Here is a 20,381-nt window from a genome sequence, read left to right as displayed (position 1 = left end):
TCATTAAACGTAGAGATTGAACAAGCGATATACTAGCATTACAAAAATAATGACAGAATGTTTCTTAACATACATCAATACAAGATGAAAAATATTATTCCATATTTGTCACAAATTAAATTAAGATGAAAAAACTATCATTACTATTTGTTGTTGTGGCTACCACACTTTTTGGATTCAAAGGCATCCAATCTACTACCTGGATGGTAGACAAAGCGCACTCTAAGCTAGGCTTTGAAATCACCCACTTAATGGTTTCAGACGTAGAAGGTTCCTTTAAGAATTTCGACGCTAAAATTACTGCTTCGAAGGAAGACTTTACCGATGCTGTTGTTGAGCTAAGCGCGGATGTTGCTTCAGTTAATACGGACAACGAAAAAAGAGACCAGCACCTTGTTTCTGAAGACTTTTTCGATGCAGCAAAATATCCAAAGCTGACTTTCAAAAGTACTTCTGTGAAAAAAGTAAGCGGCAATAAATACAAAGTTGCTGGAAACCTTACTTTCCACGGCGTAACTAAACCAGTAACCCTTGATGCAACACTTAGAGGTGTAATCACTAACCCACAATCTAAAAAAACCATCGCTGGTTTCAAAGTTAGCGGTACCATCAAACGTGCTGACTTCAACTTCGGCGCTAAATACCCGAATGCAATGTTAAGCGATGAGGTTGTTCTTAATGCAAATACTGAATTTGTAAAACAATAAATTCCAAATACTGCCAAATAAAAAAGGGTATGATAACGATCGTTATCATACCCTTTTTTATTTGCGACTTTAAAAGCGCTCAAATACACCTATTTGCTGGTATCGCCTTCTATTTTCCGGATGATGTTTCCTACTTCTTCTTCTGTTTGTCTGAGTTTTTTCTGACAGAACTCAATTAGAAAGGAAGCCCGCTTCACTTTCAATGCGAGCACATCAACCGAAACCGCTTCGTTCTCTATCGCTCTCGTGATGTCTTCCAGCTCCTGGTATGCTGATTCGTAGGTAATCTCTTCCATTATATTTCTTGATTTTGTGATACGATTGCTTTTACTTCATCCGCTGCCCGCTGGATGGTAATCTCCGTGCCAGGTACCAGCACCTCCTCATTTGTAACGATTCTTTCTCCGATCTTGATCATGGTGAAACCCTTACGAAGTATGTGTACAGGATCCATCAGCCTGATCATGGTTTCAAGCAGTAGCAGACTTGATGCCTTATTCTTCAGGAGGTCTTCCGTATTCGCCTTCAGTTCCTTTTGCAGTTGCAGCAATGCCAGCTCCTTGTTTTGCAACAACATCCCAGGTACTGCAAGCACTAATCCCGACAACCTCGATAAGGCACTTTGCATATGTTGTAATAAGCCCAGTACGTCACCTACAAAGTAGGACTTCACCATAGACAAACGGTGCTGGTGCTGCTGGATTGTTTGTTGTGTTTTTATGATGATCCTTTTCTGCGCATGGATAAGCTTCTCTTCAAAAACACGGTTGTTTGCCAGGATAAACTCAGCGGCCTTCGTCGGCGTTTTTAAAGCCGTATTCGCCATCAAATCACAAATGGTCTCATTCTTCTGGTGGCCAATTCCCGTGATCACCGGAATGGGAAATCTAGCCACTGCCCTGCTCAGTTCATAGTTGTCAAAAATCAGGAAGTCCGTCTGTGCACCGCCACCCCTGATCAAAATCACGGCATCGTATGGTTTACCCGATTCATAAATATCGATCAAGCGGTTAACGAGGTTCTTAGCATTGCCTTCCCCCTGTACTGCCGTGAAGTAATCGTCAATTTTAAAACCATATCCCCAGGGATTGTTCGCTAGCGTATGTCTGAAATCCTGATAGCCTGCAGAGGTATCAGAACTCAATACAGCAAGATACTGCATAACAGGTTTTAATTCCTGTTGCTTGTTCTTGGTGATATACTGATCCCCTACCTTTCTGATAAAGTCCGGATTACGGCTCAGCAGCATCTCCAATGTCGCCAGGCGCATCTTCTCAAACTGCCCCAGGGTAAAACTCGTATCAATATCCAGCAGGTTTAATTGTAGTCCAAATGCCGGGGTATATTGAACCATAACCAATACCAGCACATGCACATTGTTGCTAAAACGCTGACCGGTACTTTGCTCAAAACGGTCAATGCGAAGCGCACCTGCACCCCATGCCCGTCCCGCAACCTTGGCAACAATCCTGGATGAAGTGACTTCTTTTTCTACCAACTCGAAATAGTGATAGTTATTGGCCGCTTTGTAGGTATGATTCGTAACATCGGCAACCACCCAAAAGGCATGATTCGCAAAAGCATCATCAATCTTTCGTTGAATGCTGGACGTAAGTTCCGATAGTTTAATGTGTTTTTCCAATACCTGCGCAGCTAAGTGCCTGCATCAAATCTAAATATAATAGATCAGATACTTTTCTATAAAGCTAAAAATAATAGCAAACTAAAATATCCAGGCAGCTGATCAAACTGATAGCAGCTGGCAAGCTAAAAGCCTGATGTTACGCAATTGCTTTAGCATACCTGTCCAATAGCTTTTTCAAGCGGGTATGTTTAACCAGATAATTAAACAGGTAAATAGAAACGATCGCGCAGCTGATACCTGCAAGCACATCCAGTAAATAATGGTGGCTGGTGTAAATTGCGGTAAACCATATACCCAACATCACGATGGCGAAAAATAAGTTGAAAAGACCAAGGCGGTTCCGGATACCATAGTACAATACTATCACTGGATATGAGGAGTGTAAAGAAGGCATCGCAGCAAACACATTAGAACTTTTGCTGTAGATGGAAGCAAAAACCGGCACATCAAAGTAAGCATCAAATCTGGCCAGTCCACCTGTATTACCGGGCGTGTTCGCAATGAATTCATACCCATGCTGCTGTATGTACCATGGTGGTGCAGCCGGATACAAGTAATAGATTACGAATCCAATCAAATTCACCAGCACAAAACTCAAAGAGAAGTAAAGGAACTCGTGCCTGTTCTTAAAGAATAAAAATGCAGCGAATGCCAATGGAACCGGAATCCACATCAGGTAGAAAAAACCACTTACCACATCAATAAAGACATGATGATGTGCCTTGAAGTACTCATTGGGTGTAAGTAACAGCCCTTGATCATTTATCCCGAAAAAGGACTTCTCCAGATTGTAAAGCTCCAAAGTACTCACCTCGTGGAAGCGGTAATTCGGAAAGGCCTTCATGTAATCAAAAATGATCCAGTAAACAATGAAGATCGAAAAGCCCAGGATAAATTTCCTGGTATAAGCCGATGCATAGTAACAAACGTTAAAAATCAAAATCAGTACAACCTGATCTGACTTAAAACCAATCATTACAAACGATAATATCAGGTAAGCCAGTGAGAGCGCCGTAGTTATTAAAAAGTCCTGCAGTGAATAAAGCGTTTTTCCGCCAGAATAAGTAAGCGGCATTTTATTTCTTAGAGAAGTTAGAGCCAAGGATCTTATCCCAGAAGTCAGAGCTTACCCCGTAACCTTTAGTAGAATCCGAATAGTGGTGCAGCATATGATGTTTTTTCAATTTCATCCAGAAAGGGCTTTTAAAGCTGGCATGATGCAACGCATAATGCGTCATATCGTAAACCAGATAACCCGTAATAAAGCCAAGGAAGCAGGCGTAAACAATGTTCGATGGTAACAGATAGTAGAATAGTGCGAAGAATAATGCTGCTAGGGGAATACTTGCCGAAGGTGGCATCACCAGCCGTTTCGCATCATTAGGGTAATCGTGGTGTACACCATGAAAAATGAAGTGTATGCGTTTACCAATTTCCGAACTCGGGTAAAAATGAAACACATAGCGATGTAAAACATACTCCGTGATTGTCCAGACAAATAAACCAAGTAAGGTATAACCGATAAAAGCTAGCAAACTCATTTGTTCCACAGTTAGTGCCTGCCAGCTTAAAACTCCGATTACCGGGATGAATACCACCAGCGGTACCCAGTAGTGGACTTTAGACAAACTTTCCAGAAATCCATTTTTAAACATTCTTACAGATTCAGTAGAATTTGAAACAAAATTCCTTTTCATTTTTCACTAAATTTTTAATCTTTCAACAATAGGCGTTTGTGACTTGGCATTCAAGCCTTTAAGTTCAACATATCTAACGTTGGGTATCCAGTACGATCCGCCTTCAATGCGAACAAATACACGATCTAACTCGATCTTCTTATCATTTGCCTCTATGTACACGTGGTATTTCTTATCCACCGTCGACCGCTTCAAGTACAAAGGTAGTTTCTTGTGCGAAACGAACCTGATCTCGTACTCATCGTTTCCAAGTGCCTTGGTCTGTACGCCGTATGCAAATTTACGTTGAACATAACTCAGATCCTCTTTCTGACCTTTATCCGCATAACGCATCCAATAAACATTTATGGGTTTTTCCGGATCCACTTTGCCATCCGCTTTTAAGTTCAACGCATAGATCACCGTATTCGTGTTTGGGTCGCGCTGTAAGTAAAACAGTTCATGCGGTATACCTTTCGGCGTAGGGAACTTTATTGGTGAGGGATTGCTGTTATCAGCAGTCTGTGCAACAGCACCACCGGCAAATAAACCCACAAATGTCATAAGCAAGATCACGACAACCTTTCCAAGTGGCGCTTGCGACTGTTTCTTGTCTTGTAAATCCAATGCTTTCTTAGCGTCACGAAGTCTGTTCACGGCCGTGATGTTGGTCATAAAGGCCATAATCGTAATCGGTATGGTAAAGATTGACATGGTCTCGAAGATCTGCACAGGAAGACCTGGAATATAGATCTTGTAGTCACCACCGATCACACCGCCCATAACGCCGCAAAGAATCGCACAAATACCAATGGTAATCACACGCTCAGGTCTTTGCATCAGTCCACCCTTACATTCAATCCCAAGCCCTTCGGCCCTGGCCCGCGTATAGCTCACCATCATGGAACCAATCATTGCGATAAAGGCAAATAGAGAACTCAGGAAGTAGTGGTGAGAAACCAGGTAATAACAGATACCAAGAAAAAGAATAAGTTCGCTGTAGCGGTCAAGTACTGAATCATATAACGCTCCGAATTTTGAGCTCATATTACCCAAACGGGCCACCTGACCGTCAAGCATATCGAATAATCCTGCAAAAAGAACCAGTGCGCCTGCCCAACCGACATAATCCAGGTCACCCCGGTTACTGCGCTCTGCGCCAAAAACAAACACCACTGCAACCCCAATGTTCAGGAGTAAGCCTAGGGTGGTTACTGCATTTGGCGTAAGACCAATTTTTATTAATCCCTTTACAAATGGATTAATCACCAGGTAAATTCCCTGTTGTAAACGATCTCTCGTTGATACTGTCTGCATTATTATTGTATTATTAAAAGTCAAATTTAACCATTGCCCGAATACCGTATTCAGACACCACGGGATGTTCCAGATAACTGAAACGTTTCACCACATCTACCCGGAACAGCTTGAAAATGTTTCCAATTCCAAGGCTTCCCTCCATATATGGCTCCCGGTTTAGCGAATAGGTAGTCTTAACACCCTGCGCATTCACTGGGAACTGCAATAACGAAGCATCACGATTAGGATTGTTTTCCTCCCTTAAGCCACCATAGATGATCTTAAATGAAGCAATTTCACGAAGCTTCAATTTTTTCAGCAAAGGTACTTTATTAAAAAAGAAACCATTAAAATTATGATCAATATTAAAACTTGCATATCGATCACTCACAAATTCCATGAAGTTCATCAGGTTGTATGATCTCAGTTGGAAAGCATAGGTCTGATTGGCCCTGTGAATGGTCAACAAAGGATATGGTACTTTGCCGAAGATGTACCCACCTTCAACAGTTACATCCGAGAAGCCCAATTGTGATAAGTAAAAGCGCTTTTCAACACTTGCATTAATGTTATGATAGTTGTAATCGCCTGCTAATACATCCTTTAAGCCTGCCGCATACCTTAGGTTAAACACCGGATATTTATCGATGATCGGCGTGCGATAAAGCTTCCCCTGATAAAACTTCTCATTTGGCGCGTATCTTAATGCAACACCAATCTCCGAAGTCGTGATGTTGTTCACTAAATTCGGCTGCCCATCAATAAAGTTCTCAAAAGCCAGTACACCGCCAGGGCGTTGCGTCCATTTCTTCAGGGTAACATTGTAAGAGAAGTGATTCTCATATTCCTTCATGTATTCCAATCTGTAGAAATCGTTGTAAAGCAACACATTGTTTTCTCCACGTTTGAAAGACAAAAGGAAGTTGTTTTCCTGAACAAACTGTAATTCCTGGCCAGGGATCTTGGTGTCACGCTGAAAACTTGCACGCAAGTAATGTTGTGGGAAGGTGTATACAGACTTGTTATTCAAAGAGTAGGTTCCACTCAGGAAATACTTCCATTTCTCATCCCGGATACCGTAAGCAGCATAGGTCTCAAAATAATAGCGTTTGCTCAAAGCCGTAGTTGTACGACCACCAAGACGAAGCCTTAAGCCTTCAACATCGTTAAAACTGTAGAAGGTGTTTACTGGTCCGACTTCAAAAGGTCCAAAGTCCTTATAACCCGCAAACAATAAGGTCACCAGGTCCATGGTCTTCTGGAAAGACTTCATGTTATTCAACGTATCGATATTCTGGTAAACCTTCAGGTTTGCCTCGGAAAGAGTGTCGGCACGATTACTAGCCCAAAAGTCATCTGATTTCTGCGTTGCTGTTGGTGCAATGACAACTGCATCACCCTGGAACACCTGCTCCGGCTGTGGATTGTTGATCTTGTATTTTGTAAATGCCACCGTACGCTCACCTGTAAATCCCCCACCCTTATTTTGGTTCAAGCCAAAATCTACAACAAGATTACTCTTGGCAAGGTGGTAACGATTATCCGCATTCTTGTCGAAGTTTAAAGTCGCCTCCAACGCCCGAACAAAGTTCAGATTGATGTTCTTGTTAATCGTTAAGTAAGCATTTTTAACCGCGTATGTACCATCAAGCGTAACATACATCTTGCCTTCAAATAGAAAGTCTGTGTTGTTCCTTGGGATAAACGACAGCTCTACCAGATTCGGTTGCTGTGTCTTAATGGTGTCGGTGATAAAGAATTTATAAAAAGTTGGGGAAGCATCTGCAATCGGACTTAAAAACTGATTGCTGAGCAGTGATATGTTGTTTGCATAAATATCAATATCCGCATACATGCGTTCAAAATATTGACTCAATCCTTTATTGTCAATCAAAGCATTATCAAAGTTCACTTGTTTGTTTGCCAGTACAATCGTCTTTTTCTTGTCCGGATCGCGTTGCAGGTAATTTTGAGACAGCTTCTCCTCCATATATACCGGTAGGATATTCTTACCACCGATTTTCGTAGAATCCTGTTCCTCAAACAGGAATTGGTAGTTCCTGAAAATACGTCTGTTTTTAAACTTCTCAGACAGGTTGCTCATCGAGAACATCATGCGTTCGTATTGTTCAAATTCAATCGCCTTGTAACGTTCTCCACGATTTATCGCTTTGTTATCAATCACCCTACGAATCAACTCGACTGCCGGGTTTTCTTTATTGCGGTATCGCGGACGTTTACCTGCAGTAACAACCACTTCATTCAAAGCGGTTGCTTCGGGGTTTAGCTTAACTGAAACCTCCTGAGTCTGTGCAGGTGTGATGGTTAAGAACTCAGTCTTGTAACCAACATAGCTAAATTGTAAGGTGTTATGTGCTGCAGTTGTACTGATCGTAAAACGTCCATCTGCATCTGTTCTGGTCATGATACTCGTTCCTTTAAAAAGGACAGTAACGTATGGCAAAGGATCCTTTTCCTTAGCATCGGTAACAATTCCTTTTATCAGTGTCGTTTGCGCTAGCGCATCAACAGCAAAGAAGCATAGTAAGAACGTATAAATTGTGGCAATTAACTGAACTCTTTTCATTATATGAATACAAATTTTTTCTGCATCAGGTAATTGTAGGGAACCCCTATTACACCTGACACAAGGATCTTTGGAATAACGTAATTACTGAGCTGAAAGTAATGCGTGACCAGATACACCCCGGATGTTGTTAAAATCAGATTGCCAAACCATACAATGAAGTATTTGAATGCCTGATTCTGTATTTTTCCCTGATTTGAACCAAAAACCCAGCTCCGACCAATTAGAAAATTCGCTATCCCACCAACCGTAGTCCCCGTACCACTCCCCAGTATGACACCAAAGTTAAGCACATGTTTACAGACTATTGTGGTAAGAAAGTCAAGAATTGAGGCTGATAAAGAAGATACCTGTGCTTTTAAGAATGTCGCCACGATGAATTAGTTAAACCTGATAAATATTTGTAATACAATATTGGCATAAATGCCAGCAAGTACATCATCAAACATCACGCCCCAACCACCAGGTAGCGCCTCTAATTTTCTAATAAACAAGGGTTTTAGAATATCGAAGAACCTAAACAGGATTAATCCGACCAGAATGTTCAATGGCGTAGCAGGTATCCATAGTAAGGTAATACACATGCCCGCAACTTCATCAATTACCACACGGCCATGGTCTTTGCCCCAGATGGGCTCCACCTTATTGCCTGACCAAATGCCCAGTACGATAATGAATAAGGTGGCAAAAAATGCCGGGAGAAAACCTTCATACCCGAGGGTGGATACACCATACCACACCAAGGCGGCAACGACAGCTGCTGCAGTACCTGCACCTTTGCCGATATACCCTATCCCCAGACTTGTTGCCGTAAGTTTATGAAATAACATGTATTCAGATTATAGCCATTTATTGTCCCGATACCATTTCATGGTTTCACTAAGACCTGCTTTTAAATCATATTTGGGTTGGTAGCCGAGTTCCATCTTTGCTTTTTCTATATCACAAACCCAATTTACTGCAGTAAGTTCCGCAAGCTTCTCTTTATTCAAGGCCGGCGTCGCTTTACTGTTTGCATACAAGGCGTCTAGCGCAGTCGCCAGAAAGCGTACAATGGGCAAAGGGATATGAAATTTGAAGGTCTTCTTTGAAAGCTGGGCTTTTGCGTAGTCTGCCAAAGCATAGCGGTCATACCCCTGACCATCAGAGATGTTATAGCTCTGATGCGTCAAAGTAGAGGCTAAAGCCAGAATGATGACAGCTGCCAGATCTTTAACATAAACAAAGCTAAGCTGTTGATCAAATCGACCGATGTAAGGCTCCAAGCCCTTGTTGATGCTGGTAAAAAGAATAAAAATGTCTTTTTCGCGCGGACCATACACCGCTGTTGGCCGGATCACCAAAAGTGGTAAGCCATCAATGGCTTTCAGATATTGCTCCGCCTGGAGTTTACTTGCGCCGTAGCTGGTTACAGGTGTTGGCGTTTGACTGGCTGAAATACTGCCGCCCACACTCGTCAACGGACCGATCGCAGCAAGACTACTTACAAAAACAAACTTTTTAACGGGCGTACCTATGGAGGCTAAAGCCAGGTTCCTGCTGTATTCAGCATTTACAAGATTGTAATCCGCTAAAGTTTTTGCCTTTGTTGTTCCGGAAGCATGGATGATGTAGTCGTAGCCATGCTCAAGAATGTTCTTATGCAAGGCATCAACATCTGCATAATTCAGCTGCGTATAGGTAATGTCGAACCCTTTTAGATGATCGACAGCACTTGAACCTCTAACTGCTGCAACAACAGCATAGCCAGCTGCGACCGCTTGAGCAATCAAATGATAACCAACAAACCCACTCGCACCGGTAATTAATACCTTCTTTTGCATAAAACCTAGTTAGCGGTCGTAATTAAGGTAAGCACTAAATGCTCACCTTAGCCATAGGTACCTCTACCTGTTGAAATGCATGATGAAGTTTAGTTACTGCTTCTTCGATTTGATCAAAGGTGTGTGTAGCCATCAATGAAAAACGGATCAGTGATGAATTTGACGGCACTGCTGGTGACACAACCGGATTTACGAAGATACCGTTCTGGTGAAGGATGTTCGTGATCTGGAAAGTCTTGTCGTTATCACGGATGTATACCGGAATAATTGGACTATCTGTTGCACCGATATCAAATCCTGCATCTAATAGTAGTTTTTTCGCGTAGTTGGTATTATCCCAAAGTTTGTCAATACGTTCCGGCTCAGATTCAATAATATCTAAAGCAGCAATTACACTGGCTACAGCCGATGGTGGCATACTTGCGCTAAACATCAATGAGCGCGCACGGTGTTTAATATATTCAACAGTTTCTTCAGAGCCGGCGATGAAGCCACCTAAAGAAGCCAATGATTTACTGAAAGTACCCATGATCAGGTCAACCTTATCCACAAGATTAAAGTGTGATGCAGTACCCGATCCGTTAAATCCAATTACGCCAAGAGAGTGTGCATCATCCATCATGATGTTCGCACCAAACTCATCAGCAATTTTAACGATCTCCGGAAGGTTTACAAGATCCCCTTCCATGCTGAAAATACCATCTGCAACAATCAGCTTTGCTGATTCTTCAGGTAGTCTGCTCAGCTTTTTACGAAGATCATCCATGTCGTTATGTGCATATTTGATAGATCTTGAGAAAGATAATCTGCTACCATCAATGATGGATGCGTGATCGTATTCGTCCAGAATCAAATAGTCATTACGGTCCAGCAAGCAAGAGATTACACCCAGGTTTACCTGAAATCCAGTACTGAAAAGTACCGCTGCTTCCTTACCAACATAATTTGCTAACCTTCTTTCTAATTCCAAATGGATATCTAAAGTTCCGTTCAAAAATCTTGAACCCGCACAGCCTGTCCCGTATTTGTCGATAGCTTGCTTTGCCGCTTCTTTGATCTTTGGGTGATTCGTTAATCCTAAATATGAATTAGACCCAAACATTAAAACTTTTTTGCCATCAATGATCACCTCGGTGTCCTGAGCTGATTCAATTGACCTAAAGTAAGGATATAAGCCCCTTTCTTTAATCGCTGTCGCATCTTTGAATGACGCGATTCTATCTTGTAATTTTTTACGCATGCTTGAACCGTATAATACTGCAGTTGGAAAAATATATTTAGGAGGCCCGTTTATCAAGATTAAACCACGTCCTGCCTGAAGCTTGAACTAAATATATTAAAAATATGTTAAATTATGAGGTACAAAAGTAAGGCATTCTGCTACCATTTCGACGTATAATTAATAATTTTTTTGTCAAAAATAGGTTCCCGGGAACTGTAAGTTTTCTAACTAAAAGAAAAATTCATTTTTTGTTACCTTTATGGGATTAATTTCTAAAATGAAAAAGACATCCACCATTATACCGATCCTCGCAGTTGCGTTTTTATGTTTTCTTTTGGGTTCATGTAAGAAAACCGAAGATTATACCCGCCCCATTTCCTACCTCTCCATCTATAATGCAACAGAGTCTCCGCTAAACTTCAAAATTGGCGAAGAAGATAGATACAGTGCTGCACTTGGCACCGGTACTTCAAGTGGGTACATCGGCGTATACGAAGGCACATGGCCCCTGCTGGCTACCTTAGCCAGTAACCCGCCGGTACAAGCCTCGGTACAGGCAAACCTGATTGGTGATGAAGTTCAATCCTTATTCGTATTGCGGTCCTCAGACTCACTTGAATTCTTTACCATAAAAGATGATCTGAACATCAGAAACCCGGACAGGCCCCTTGTAAAGTTCCTGAATCTTTCTCCCGACACAGATGGGCTAACGCTCACCATGACGCTTTTAAATACACCTACAACGTTTGAAAATGTGAAGTACAAGCAACCTTCGGCCTACCAGGAACTTGATGAAAAGAGCAGTTACATCATCAACCTTACCAATAGTAGCAATGGTCAGAATGTAATAGAAGAAACGTCCTTTGCCTTTGAAAAAGGAAAGATCTATACCATATGGACAACCGGGCGGTTGAATGCTGCAACGCCAGCAACAGAGATCCGGATGGTAATTACCGAAGAAAAGTAATTAGCGCAAGCCTTGTTTTAAGATGAAGGCAACCAGAATAATTGCGACTGCCAGACCAGAAACACCCGGAAAAAGGATAAATAGATAAAGCAACCCGCTTATGGCAATGACCACCAATATGAACAACAGCCCCTTTGAAAAGGATTCCATCTTGAAAGCTGCAATTAAGGCAAATACGTAAAACGTAATGGCTAGTAGATTTATGAACATAATGCAAAGATGCTTTATCTATGTTAACTTAATATTAAGTTAATCAGTATTTTGATGTCCAGGTTTAACAATAACCCGCAAAGACTGATCTTTTGTGGTGTAAGATACAAACCAGTTGTAAAAGGTCTTCACTTTATTTCTAAAGTTTATTAAAGAAACCAGGTGCACAAATAACCAGGCCATCCAGGCAATGAAGCCATTGAAGTGAATTTTAGGCTTCGGCAAATCTGCTACCGCTTTAAAACGGCCAATGATTGCCATAGATCCTTTATCATAGTATGCAAAGGGCTTAAGGGCTTTACCTTCAACAACGTTCTTCAGGTTCTTACCCAGGTTCACGCCTTGTTGAATCGCTACCTGCGCCACCTGCGGGTGACCTTGTGGGAATGCCGGATCAGTGGTTTGCAAACAGGTATCACCTAATGCATAGATGTTTTGTGTGCCTTCTACCTTATTGTAAGCGTCAACAAGCATTCTTCTGCCTCTTCCGTAGGATTCTTTCTCAATACCATCGAATACACTCGCCGTAACGCCTGCAGCCCAGATCAGGGTTGTGGTTTCAATTGACTCACCTGTACTGAACTGAACAACATCATCGCTGAAGTCCTTCACCATACAGTCGAGCTTAATTTTAACGCCCATATCCGTCAGGGTATCATAGGTATATTTTTGCGACTTCTCGCTCATTGGTGCCAGCACAGACTTCAAGCCATCAACCAGATAGATTTCGCCATTACTACCAATCAGTTCCGGGTAGTCCTTAGGAATTACAACTCTCTTCATTTCCGCGAACATGCCCGAAATCTCAACCCCTGTAGGTCCTCCACCCGCTACGACAATTGTCGTCAGCTTCTTCCGAACTGCCGGATCGGGTTCGCGCGTAGCGCGTTCAAGTCTTTCGAGCAACGTATTACGCATGTAGATCGCATCCTGCACCGTTTTCATTGGAATGGAATTCTTTTTTACATTCTCCATTCCGAAATAGTTCGTTTCGGTGCCAGTCGCAAAAACAAGAATATCATAATGCAGCTCACCAGTATCAAGAACAAGTTTGTTTTCTGGCTGAACGACCTTGATTACGGTGCCCATTCTAAAGGTGAAGTTGTTGCTTCCGCGGAATAATTTACGGAATGGATAACTGATGTTTGAAGTCTCCAGGTATCCTGTCGCCACCTGATACAGCAATGGCGGAAAGAAGTTATAATTATTCTTGTCAACCAAAGTGATCACATAAGAATTGTGTTTCGCCAACTCCTTTGCAAGATTTACACCGGCAAATCCACCTCCAACAATAACTACCTGTTTTAACTCGGTACTAGTCATAAATATTCTATTTTTATTTTATCTTTATCCAAAATCGAACCATAAGTCTATCAGGCATGCTCGGCAAGCGATGAGGAATCTTGTAAGTTCAACAGGATCTCCTTAGTCGATTCAAAACTGGTATGCTGGTAGGCCTTAATGCCCAATTTTTCTGCAATTTTAACAAACATAATCCGGTCATCAAAATAAACGCACTGTGCAGGGGTCGCCTGCGCGATGCCCAAAGCCAGTTTAAAGATGGCAGGATCGGGTTTTCTCAGCTTCACCTCACACGAAGAGATAAAAGCATCAAAGCACTCATGTAAGTTAAACTTCTCTACCCGGTAGTCGTTCAATTCTTTCCCTTCGTTGTTGATCGAAATGATTCGAAACCCGCAATTCTTTTTCCATCCCTTAAGCCAGGCCAACATATGCGGCAGTTCAACAGACTGTGCATAAATGAATTCCTTGAAATCTTCTCTTGGGAAGTTTCTCGGTTTATGGAAGATTACCGTGTCGAGATAGTCATCCAAACTGATGTGCCCGATCTCGTAAACGTTGAAAATGAAATTGTGTAAAACATTGATTTCTTCGTAGTCCAGGCCGAACTTTTCCGCTGCTGCTGCTCTGGATTCGTGCCCCCAGCCATTTGAAAGTAAAATACCGCCGATGTCGAAAAATAAAATTCTTAGATCCTGATTATCCATATTAATACGATTTGCCGGGGTGACGCTAACAATCGGGTTATCCCCTGTCGATAACTAAACACAGATGATTTGTAACGGTTTCAGAAATCTTCAGGCTTTACAATAAAGGGGAAAACAGCCGCGCAACCTTCTCGGGAAATTGTTTAAAGATGCTCCGGTGCTGCCACTGCTCAAGATCAATCCGCTGTGCTTCTAGTAAATCTTGATGGAATACTTTTGCCAGTTGCCTACCGATGATTTCGTCATAGATGATGCTGTTTACCTCGAAATTCAGATCGAAGCTCCGGTGATCCATGTTGGCCGTCCCAATAACCGAGAGCGAAGCGTCTACCACCATGGTTTTCGCATGTACAAATCCTTTTTGATATAGATACACCTCTACCCCTGCACGCATGAGATTCTCATAGTATGACCTTGCAGCAAGGTCTACCATCTTTGAGTCGGACTGCTCCGGCACAAGCAACTTCACCTTTATACCACTTAGGGCCGCTACCGTTAAAGCGTCCAGCAGTGTCTCTCCGGGTATAAAGTACGGCGTCGTGATGAGTATCTCCTTACCCGCAATGCCGATGGCTTTCACCAATGAAAACATAATGGTCGGATCATCGGAATCTGGTCCACTCGCAGCAATCTGGACCAAGGCCCCTGTTTCTTCCGGAACTTGTGTGTTGAAGAAATCCCGGTCCGGATCCAATTCCTGATCTGAGCAAAAGTTCCAGTCGCAAATGAACAGATACTGCAAATAGTACACGCCCGGCCCTGTAATCTTCAGGTGGGTGTCGCGCCAGTACGCATCCCGGTCTGCACCAGGCTTATTGATGTAGCGGTCGCTGATGTTGATTCCCCCCGTATACCCGATATTACCATCAATGACGATGATCTTCCGGTGGTTCCGGTAATTCAGTCGATTTGCCAGCGCAATGAAGAATATCCGGTAAAAGGGATAGGCTTTTACACCTGCGGCGATAAGCGCTGGCACAATGGTATTGCGAATGGACCTGCTGCCAAAATCGTCATAAATGAACCGCACCTCTACCCCTGCCTGGGCACGCTCAATAAGTACGTCTTTGATGGCATTCCCAATCTCATCGTCCTCAAAAATGTAGTATTCTATGTGAATGTGGTTCTTTGCTGCTTTAAGGGCGGCGAGCACGGAGGCAAATTTTTCTTCACCATTCAGCAGGATTTCTACTTTATTGTTGGTACTTAAACTACTCCAGTTGCTGTTGAGCAACAAGGTGAAGAGCTTTCTATATTTCCGGAGTGGCGCAGCAACAGTTTTCCAGCTCGTAGCGGAAGTCCTGAAGATCTGGATTTTCACCCTGTGCATCAGCTGCTCATCCTTGAAAATCTTCTTACTATAGAGTTTGCGTTTGCGGTAATTGGTACCAATCACAAAATACACGATGATGCCGCCGATGGGCAAAAAGATGGTGAGCAGCAGATAAGCCAATGTCTTGCTCGTGGACTCGGTTTCGTAAACAATTCTCAGGCAAACTGCAGCAATGCCTATAACGTAAACGATTTCAGCAATTAACAACCAATCCAACATGCTTCAGCAATAAAATTTAATTAAATGATATGAAATCTAAACAGCAGCACACACTGTTAATCTATGTATAATTTTCACATACATTAACTTCAAAAAGATGAAAACAGTTTTGATATCCTATATTACGTTATGAACCAGTTTTTTCAGAATTATAAGGGCATTATCTTGCTGCTTACCGGTATCATCGCCGGCAGCATTGCAGGACTAATATTTGGCAATAAAGTGGAAGTCCTGAAACCTGTGGGCGACATCTTCCTGAATCTGCTGTTTACTGCGGTTATACCCCTGGTATTCTTTGCGATTTCTTCCGCCATCGCAAACCTCAGCACCTCAAATAAACTCAACAAGATGATGGGTGTTATGGCAGCGGTCTTCTTGTCAACAATCATCATTTCAGCCTTGCTGACCATCCTTGCCGTTCGCATATTTCCTTTGCATGAAAATGTACAAGCTATTGAGCTGACGGAAACGCTAAGTGAAAAGCCCTTCGGAGACCAGATTACAAGCATGTTTACCACAGCGGAATTCTATGAGCTGTTATCACGTAAGAGTATGCTGGCGATGATCATCTTTTCGGTACTCATCGGCTTTGCAAGTTTACAGGCCGGAGATCGTGCTGCAGCATTCAAAGGTTTTCTGAATAGCGGAAATGAGGTTTTCAAGCAGGTGTTCATCCTGATCATGAAGATTGCACCCATCGGTTTGGGCGCCTATTTCGCATATCAGGTGGGCGTATTCGGACCGCAACTTTTCGGCACCTACGCCCGTTCGCTGGGTGTATATTATGGTGTGGGTGCGTTTTATTTCGTCGTTTTCTTCAGCCTTTATGCACTCGTGGCTGGTGGCGCCACTGGTTTACGGGTGTTCTGGAAAAACAACATTGTCCCATCCGCAACAGCGGTCGGCACCTGCAGCAGCATAGCCACAATCCCGGCAAACCTTGATGGCTGTAAGAAAATGGGTGTACCAGATTACATCGCAAATGTGACGATTCCCCTGGGCGCTACGCTGCATAAGGATGGATCCAGTATATCATCCATCATTAAAATGGCAGTTGTGTTCGCCATGTTCGGGCGGAGTTTCAATAGTGCTGACGTGATCATTTTAGCGCTGGGCATGACGGTACTGGTGAGCATCGTTGAAGGCGGCATTCCAAATGGCGGGTACGTTGGTGAGCTGCTTTTCATCTCTGCCTATGGCTTCCCGCCAGAGGCACTGCCAGCAGCAATGATCATCGGAACGCTTGTCGACCCTATGGCTACCCTTCTTAATGCAACCGGCGACAACGTCTGTGCAATGTTGGTGTCCAGGTTCACCGAAGGCAAGAATTGGCTCCAGGCTAAGGTATAGCCGAAAAGGCATTAGCTTCGTACCAAACGCACAGCAACCCCACACCGAACGCACACCAAACGCACACCGGACCCACAGATCTGTGCGTTTCGTGTGCGTCTGCTGTGTATCTGTTCTGCGACTGAATGCTATCCACATGCCCGTCATGGTCATTCTATTATGCACAAAAAAACCGCACAGATCCTGAGCGGCCGGGGGTTTCAAAAAAATAGGGGCAAAAAAAAACAGGCACCATCTGGGACGGTACCTGTTTTCAAATTTCTAATAAAGCCTTACAACTTCACAACATTCTTTGCCTCTGGTCCTTTTTTGCCTTCTGCAACTTCAAATTCAACCTGATCTCCTTCAACCAGGCCTCTTGAACCGCCAGCAATAGAGGTAGAGTGTACAAATATATCTTTGCCTGAATTCGCGTCAACAATGAATCCAAACCCCTTGCTTTCGTTAAAAAATTTAATTGTTCCTTGATTTTTCATAGTATTCTAATAGTTGTTGATTTAATTTGATTAAAGCTACATAGCCCAATCCTATATTCAAAATATTTTATCAATTAACTTCGCGCGCATAAGATTTGTTTTAAGAAAATTACAAATCAGACAACTAAAGTTTCCTGCAGGCGGTTTAGCGCGACAAGCGGATCGTCGCAAAAGCCCGGATGCACCTTAGAACACTGCACGACAGTGCTCCTGGTTGCCGTTAACCAACGGAACCTGGATGCGGCATCCAGCTGCCCAATTACCCCTGCATCTTTCCCCCCTGCACAAATGCGGCGGAGTGCCTGAAGGTTTAAGGTCAGTTGTTCCAGATCGATTTCTTTGCATAGCGCACGTACTTTAGCTTCATCAATCAAATACCTGCATTCCAGAAACTTCTTCTTCGCACAGAACAGTATTACACCTGCGTTTATGAATTCTTCACGTTCCACCCTTGGTACAACGCGAATTACGGCATACTCAAATAAGTGCTTGTCTTGCATCGTTTGCTGCTTTTGTAAATATGTCTGAACTGCCTAATCTGCGCAGCAGAAATTCCTTGTATATGTTCCGCTGTTGCGCAGCCTCTGCCGCTGTACCTTCAGCAGCAAGCCATGCATCTGGAATCAGGTCGACGATTTGCTGGATCAACGCTGGTGTGAGCACTGCACTGAAGTCTTTGTTTACAGCATCAAGTTGCGTTGCCCGGGATAGTAAAACATGATCTTTGACCAGGGAAAATGGTTTGATCGCCTGTTCTTCCCAGTTCTGCATGGCATGATGGAAATAAAGGCAGGCACCATGATCTATTAACCAGAGTTCTTTGTGCCACATCAGCATGTTTGTATTTCTTGCCGTACGATCCATGTTCGTCAGCAAACAATCCAGCCATACAATTTCAGAAGCTAGCCGTTCGTCCACCACGGTAACCAGCGGATCAAAGGTTATGGCGCCGGATAAGTAGTGCAAAGCGAGATTCATGCCCACGCTGGCTTTCAGCAGGTCCTGAATTTCTTCATCTGGCTCGGTGCGCCCGAAAGCTTCATCCAGGTTGGCGAATACAAGTTCCGGCACACGAAAGCCCAGCGCACGGGCAATTTCTCCACCAATCAGTTCTGCGATAAGGGCTTTGATGCCCTGTCCGGCCCCGCGAAATTTCAGTACATACAAAAATTCATCGTCTGCTTCGGCTAAGGCGGGCATTGATCCCCCTTCCCGCAATGGTGTGATGTAGCGGATCACATTCACCGTGCGAAGCTGATGCTCTTTATCAATCATATCGTTCTTTTAAGTTCTACGACTTCTTTATGCTCAGGTTTTAATTCTTTATTCTAAGTTTTCAAATCTATGTTTAAAATCTAATTTCCAGCGCTAATTCGCATTTAAGACTGGAAAGCTCAAATTTATCCAGTTGAATTGGTTGTAAAATTGTCAAACTTTGCAAGCCGTGGACATTTGCTTCAGAATTTTATTCCTGTATAACGAAATTCACGAGAAGAATCAATATTTTTGCTGCATATATTAATAATATTACCATTAATATAGGACGAAACAGAGAAGGCAGTACGCGGTTACCACCGGGCACTTCCAGGTCAACTAGTTTAATCATAAATCAATAATGCAAAACCAGGAAAATAAAATTAAAGTTGCAATCTTAGGTGTTGGTAATTGCGCCAGCTCTCTTGTACAGGGTGTAGAATATTATTCAAAATTCACAGATAAGACCTCAGGCTTAATGGCTGATAACATCGGCGGCTATACAGCAGCCAATATTGAGTTTGTATGTGGCTTTGATATCGATGAGCGAAAAATTGGCTTGCCAATTAAAGAGGCAATTTTCGCAAAACCAAATTGCACAATTGTATTAAATGATGACATTCATTGTGAGGCGTTAGTATACCGTGCTCCAGTGCTGGATGGTGTTTCGCCAATGATGGCTGCCTATCCGGAAGCAAATAGATTTGTGATTAAAGAAGAATTAAAGCACACAGATCTGCTTCTTATTGGTGTTGATTATGATAAGGAATTGGTTGCTAAAATCCGTCAGGAGATTGTTGACAAACTGGTTGAAACCGGCACTGAAGTGCTGATCAACTACCTTCCTGTAGGCTCGCAACAAGGTACTGAGTTCTTTGCAGAAATCTGCCTTGAGCTTGGCATCTCACTAGTTAACTGTATTCCAGTATTTATTGCATCTGACCCGGTTTGGGAACAGAAATTCATTGATGCTGGTATTCCAATCATTGGTGATGATATGCGCAGCCAGTTTGGTGCAAGTATCGTTTCTCAAATGCTTCAGGAACTTGCATTCGAACGCGGTCACCATGTAAAAGCACACATCCAACGTAATGTTGGTGGAAATACCGACTTCCTGAACATGGAAGATAAAAACCGTTTGAAGTCTAAAAAGATTTCTAAGGAAAACGTTATCCGTGCACAGAATGACATCAGAGGCATCTCTACACAAGATAGCTTCCTGCATGCAGGTCCATCTGAGTACATTTCTTTCTATGGTGACAACAAAGTAGCGAACTTCCGTCTGGAGCTTGAAGGCTTTATGGGGGCACCAGTTATTTTTGATGCACAGCTTTCCGTACAAGATTCTCCAAACTCTGCAGGTGTGGTAATTGATGCCATCCGTTACGTATATGTAGCAAGAGAACTAGGTCTTGTTGGTGCCTTAAGAGGTCCTTCTGCTTCTACCCAGAAAACGCCACCTGAGCAAATGATGTTTAGTGATGCAATTTATGAGTGCCATGCACTTGCAAACAGAGAACTTACAGCATCTACCACCAAACAACTTCGTAAGAAAGAAGAATTGGTTTAGTAGAACCCACATAGCAAAAAGCCCCGAACTGTGT

General features: G+C 42.8%; 21 protein-coding genes. 4 read left to right on the top strand and 17 right to left on the bottom strand.

The genetic code is table 11. The annotated features are described in order from the left end of the window. Positions 1 to 125: 125 nt before the first annotated feature. On the top strand, positions 126 to 707 hold the full coding sequence (locus tag IEW69_RS06440; RefSeq protein WP_188626007.1) for a YceI family protein: 582 nt from the start codon (positions 126 to 128) through the stop codon (positions 705 to 707). An 89-nt stretch (positions 708 to 796) separates the two neighbouring features. Here IEW69_RS06440 and xseB read toward each other — a convergent pair whose 3' ends face one another. The 10 genes from xseB to spt all read right to left on the bottom strand — a co-directional run bounded on the left by xseB (position 797) and on the right by spt (position 10,977). Further along, positions 797 to 1,003, bottom strand: a complete 207-nt coding sequence (gene xseB, locus IEW69_RS06435) for an exodeoxyribonuclease VII small subunit (RefSeq protein WP_188626006.1) — start codon at positions 1,001 to 1,003, stop codon at positions 797 to 799. Then, the gene (xseA, locus tag IEW69_RS06430) at positions 1,003 to 2,349 is read right to left on the bottom strand and encodes an exodeoxyribonuclease VII large subunit (RefSeq protein ID WP_188626005.1); all 1,347 of its coding nucleotides are present in this window, start codon (positions 2,347 to 2,349) and stop codon (positions 1,003 to 1,005) included. The genes xseB and xseA overlap by 1 nt, the downstream gene beginning before the upstream one ends. 139 nt (positions 2,350 to 2,488) lie before the next feature. Continuing rightward, positions 2,489 to 3,427, bottom strand: coding sequence for a phosphatase PAP2 family protein (locus IEW69_RS06425; RefSeq protein ID WP_188626004.1), 939 nt, complete (start codon positions 3,425 to 3,427; stop codon positions 2,489 to 2,491). Between the two features lies 1 nt (position 3,428). Further along, complete coding sequence (locus IEW69_RS06420; RefSeq protein ID WP_188626003.1) at positions 3,429 to 4,049, bottom strand: sterol desaturase family protein; 621 nt, start codon at positions 4,047 to 4,049, stop codon at positions 3,429 to 3,431. 6 nt (positions 4,050 to 4,055) lie between these two features. Next, entirely contained in the window at positions 4,056 to 5,345 is a 1,290-nt protein-coding gene (locus tag IEW69_RS06415; RefSeq protein WP_188626002.1) for a DUF4833 domain-containing protein, read from the bottom strand. A gap of 13 nt (positions 5,346 to 5,358) precedes the next feature. Further along, positions 5,359 to 7,914, bottom strand: a complete 2,556-nt coding sequence (locus IEW69_RS06410) for a DUF5686 and carboxypeptidase-like regulatory domain-containing protein (RefSeq protein WP_188626001.1) — start codon at positions 7,912 to 7,914, stop codon at positions 5,359 to 5,361. After that, positions 7,914 to 8,288 (bottom strand): GtrA family protein, encoded by a 375-nt coding sequence (locus IEW69_RS17075; protein ID WP_188626000.1) that lies wholly within the window; start codon positions 8,286 to 8,288, stop codon positions 7,914 to 7,916. Before IEW69_RS17075 ends, IEW69_RS06410 begins: the two co-directional genes overlap by 1 nt. 6 nt (positions 8,289 to 8,294) lie before the next feature. Continuing rightward, positions 8,295 to 8,744 carry a phosphatidylglycerophosphatase A family protein gene (locus tag IEW69_RS06400; protein WP_188625999.1) on the bottom strand — a complete coding sequence of 150 codons (450 nt, stop codon included), beginning with the start codon at positions 8,742 to 8,744 and terminating at the stop codon, positions 8,295 to 8,297. Between the two features lie 9 nt (positions 8,745 to 8,753). Further along, complete coding sequence (locus IEW69_RS06395; protein WP_188625998.1) at positions 8,754 to 9,737, bottom strand: NAD-dependent epimerase/dehydratase family protein; 984 nt, start codon at positions 9,735 to 9,737, stop codon at positions 8,754 to 8,756. Positions 9,738 to 9,771: 34 nt separating this feature from the next. After that, positions 9,772 to 10,977: a serine palmitoyltransferase gene (gene spt, locus IEW69_RS06390; protein WP_188625997.1), complete on the bottom strand. Its 1,206-nt coding sequence runs from the start codon at positions 10,975 to 10,977 to the stop codon at positions 9,772 to 9,774. A 259-nt stretch (positions 10,978 to 11,236) separates the two neighbouring features. On the opposite strand from spt, the gene IEW69_RS06385 reads away from it, so the two are divergent. Beyond that, positions 11,237 to 11,926 (top strand): DUF4397 domain-containing protein, encoded by a 690-nt coding sequence (locus tag IEW69_RS06385; RefSeq protein ID WP_188625996.1) that lies wholly within the window; start codon positions 11,237 to 11,239, stop codon positions 11,924 to 11,926. Here the strand turns inward: IEW69_RS06385 and IEW69_RS06380 are convergent, their stop codons facing one another. From IEW69_RS06380 to cls, 4 genes are all read right to left on the bottom strand, one after another. Continuing rightward, on the bottom strand, positions 11,927 to 12,136 hold the full coding sequence (locus IEW69_RS06380) for a hypothetical protein (RefSeq protein WP_188625995.1): 210 nt from the start codon (positions 12,134 to 12,136) through the stop codon (positions 11,927 to 11,929). A 39-nt stretch (positions 12,137 to 12,175) separates the two neighbouring features. Further along, positions 12,176 to 13,459 (bottom strand): NAD(P)/FAD-dependent oxidoreductase, encoded by a 1,284-nt coding sequence (locus IEW69_RS06375; protein WP_188625994.1) that lies wholly within the window; start codon positions 13,457 to 13,459, stop codon positions 12,176 to 12,178. Positions 13,460 to 13,509: 50 nt separating this feature from the next. Beyond that, positions 13,510 to 14,145, bottom strand: a complete 636-nt coding sequence (locus IEW69_RS06370) for an HAD family hydrolase (protein WP_188625993.1) — start codon at positions 14,143 to 14,145, stop codon at positions 13,510 to 13,512. Positions 14,146 to 14,242: 97 nt separating this feature from the next. Next, complete coding sequence (cls, locus tag IEW69_RS06365) at positions 14,243 to 15,697, bottom strand: cardiolipin synthase (RefSeq protein ID WP_188625992.1); 1,455 nt, start codon at positions 15,695 to 15,697, stop codon at positions 14,243 to 14,245. A gap of 129 nt (positions 15,698 to 15,826) precedes the next feature. Between cls and IEW69_RS06360 the strand changes: the two genes are divergently transcribed. After that, a complete protein-coding gene (locus IEW69_RS06360) occupies positions 15,827 to 17,047 on the top strand; it encodes a dicarboxylate/amino acid:cation symporter (RefSeq protein WP_188625991.1) in 1,221 nt (406 codons plus the stop codon). A gap of 272 nt (positions 17,048 to 17,319) precedes the next feature. Here IEW69_RS06360 and IEW69_RS06355 read toward each other — a convergent pair whose 3' ends face one another. From IEW69_RS06355 to IEW69_RS06345, 3 genes are all read right to left on the bottom strand, one after another. Further along, positions 17,320 to 17,523 carry a cold-shock protein gene (locus tag IEW69_RS06355; protein WP_188625990.1) on the bottom strand — a complete coding sequence of 68 codons (204 nt, stop codon included), beginning with the start codon at positions 17,521 to 17,523 and terminating at the stop codon, positions 17,320 to 17,322. Positions 17,524 to 17,639: 116 nt separating this feature from the next. Next, positions 17,640 to 18,023, bottom strand: a complete 384-nt coding sequence (locus IEW69_RS06350) for a DUF3037 domain-containing protein (protein ID WP_188625989.1) — start codon at positions 18,021 to 18,023, stop codon at positions 17,640 to 17,642. Further along, on the bottom strand, positions 18,001 to 18,798 hold the full coding sequence (locus IEW69_RS06345) for a HipA family kinase (RefSeq protein WP_188625988.1): 798 nt from the start codon (positions 18,796 to 18,798) through the stop codon (positions 18,001 to 18,003). The genes IEW69_RS06350 and IEW69_RS06345 overlap by 23 nt, the downstream gene beginning before the upstream one ends. 340 nt (positions 18,799 to 19,138) lie before the next feature. On the opposite strand from IEW69_RS06345, the gene IEW69_RS06340 reads away from it, so the two are divergent. Then, complete coding sequence (locus IEW69_RS06340; protein WP_188625987.1) at positions 19,139 to 20,347, top strand: inositol-3-phosphate synthase; 1,209 nt, start codon at positions 19,139 to 19,141, stop codon at positions 20,345 to 20,347. The last annotated feature ends 34 nt before the right edge of the window (positions 20,348 to 20,381 follow it).

This window comes from Pedobacter quisquiliarum (genome assembly GCF_014642175.1).
Taxonomy (GTDB): domain Bacteria; phylum Bacteroidota; class Bacteroidia; order Sphingobacteriales; family Sphingobacteriaceae; genus Pedobacter; species Pedobacter quisquiliarum.
This window is presented reverse-complemented; position numbering and strand designations above follow the sequence as displayed.

Excerpts from the sequence above, each read along its gene's own strand:
- IEW69_RS06440 (WP_188626007.1), top strand. The coding sequence starts at position 126 with ATGAAAAAACTATCATTACTATTTGTTGTTGTGGCTACCACACTTTTT.
- xseB (WP_188626006.1), bottom strand. The coding sequence starts at position 1,003 with ATGGAAGAGATTACCTACGAATCAGCATACCAGGAGCTGGAAGACATC.
- IEW69_RS06425 (WP_188626004.1), bottom strand. The coding sequence starts at position 3,427 with ATGCCGCTTACTTATTCTGGCGGAAAAACGCTTTATTCACTGCAGGAC.
- IEW69_RS06420 (WP_188626003.1), bottom strand. The coding sequence starts at position 4,049 with ATGAAAAGGAATTTTGTTTCAAATTCTACTGAATCTGTAAGAATGTTT.
- IEW69_RS06415 (WP_188626002.1), bottom strand. The coding sequence starts at position 5,345 with ATGCAGACAGTATCAACGAGAGATCGTTTACAACAGGGAATTTACCTG.
- IEW69_RS06410 (WP_188626001.1), bottom strand. The coding sequence starts at position 7,914 with ATGAAAAGAGTTCAGTTAATTGCCACAATTTATACGTTCTTACTATGC.
- IEW69_RS06400 (WP_188625999.1), bottom strand. The coding sequence starts at position 8,744 with ATGTTATTTCATAAACTTACGGCAACAAGTCTGGGGATAGGGTATATC.
- IEW69_RS06395 (WP_188625998.1), bottom strand. The coding sequence starts at position 9,737 with ATGCAAAAGAAGGTATTAATTACCGGTGCGAGTGGGTTTGTTGGTTAT.
- spt (WP_188625997.1), bottom strand. The coding sequence starts at position 10,977 with ATGCGTAAAAAATTACAAGATAGAATCGCGTCATTCAAAGATGCGACA.
- IEW69_RS06385 (WP_188625996.1), top strand. The coding sequence starts at position 11,237 with ATGAAAAAGACATCCACCATTATACCGATCCTCGCAGTTGCGTTTTTA.
- IEW69_RS06380 (WP_188625995.1), bottom strand. The coding sequence starts at position 12,136 with ATGTTCATAAATCTACTAGCCATTACGTTTTACGTATTTGCCTTAATT.
- IEW69_RS06375 (WP_188625994.1), bottom strand. The coding sequence starts at position 13,459 with ATGACTAGTACCGAGTTAAAACAGGTAGTTATTGTTGGAGGTGGATTT.
- IEW69_RS06370 (WP_188625993.1), bottom strand. The coding sequence starts at position 14,145 with ATGGATAATCAGGATCTAAGAATTTTATTTTTCGACATCGGCGGTATT.
- cls (WP_188625992.1), bottom strand. The coding sequence starts at position 15,697 with ATGTTGGATTGGTTGTTAATTGCTGAAATCGTTTACGTTATAGGCATT.
- IEW69_RS06360 (WP_188625991.1), top strand. The coding sequence starts at position 15,827 with ATGAACCAGTTTTTTCAGAATTATAAGGGCATTATCTTGCTGCTTACC.
- IEW69_RS06355 (WP_188625990.1), bottom strand. The coding sequence starts at position 17,523 with ATGAAAAATCAAGGAACAATTAAATTTTTTAACGAAAGCAAGGGGTTT.
- IEW69_RS06350 (WP_188625989.1), bottom strand. The coding sequence starts at position 18,023 with ATGCAAGACAAGCACTTATTTGAGTATGCCGTAATTCGCGTTGTACCA.
- IEW69_RS06345 (WP_188625988.1), bottom strand. The coding sequence starts at position 18,798 with ATGATTGATAAAGAGCATCAGCTTCGCACGGTGAATGTGATCCGCTAC.
- IEW69_RS06340 (WP_188625987.1), top strand. The coding sequence starts at position 19,139 with ATGCAAAACCAGGAAAATAAAATTAAAGTTGCAATCTTAGGTGTTGGT.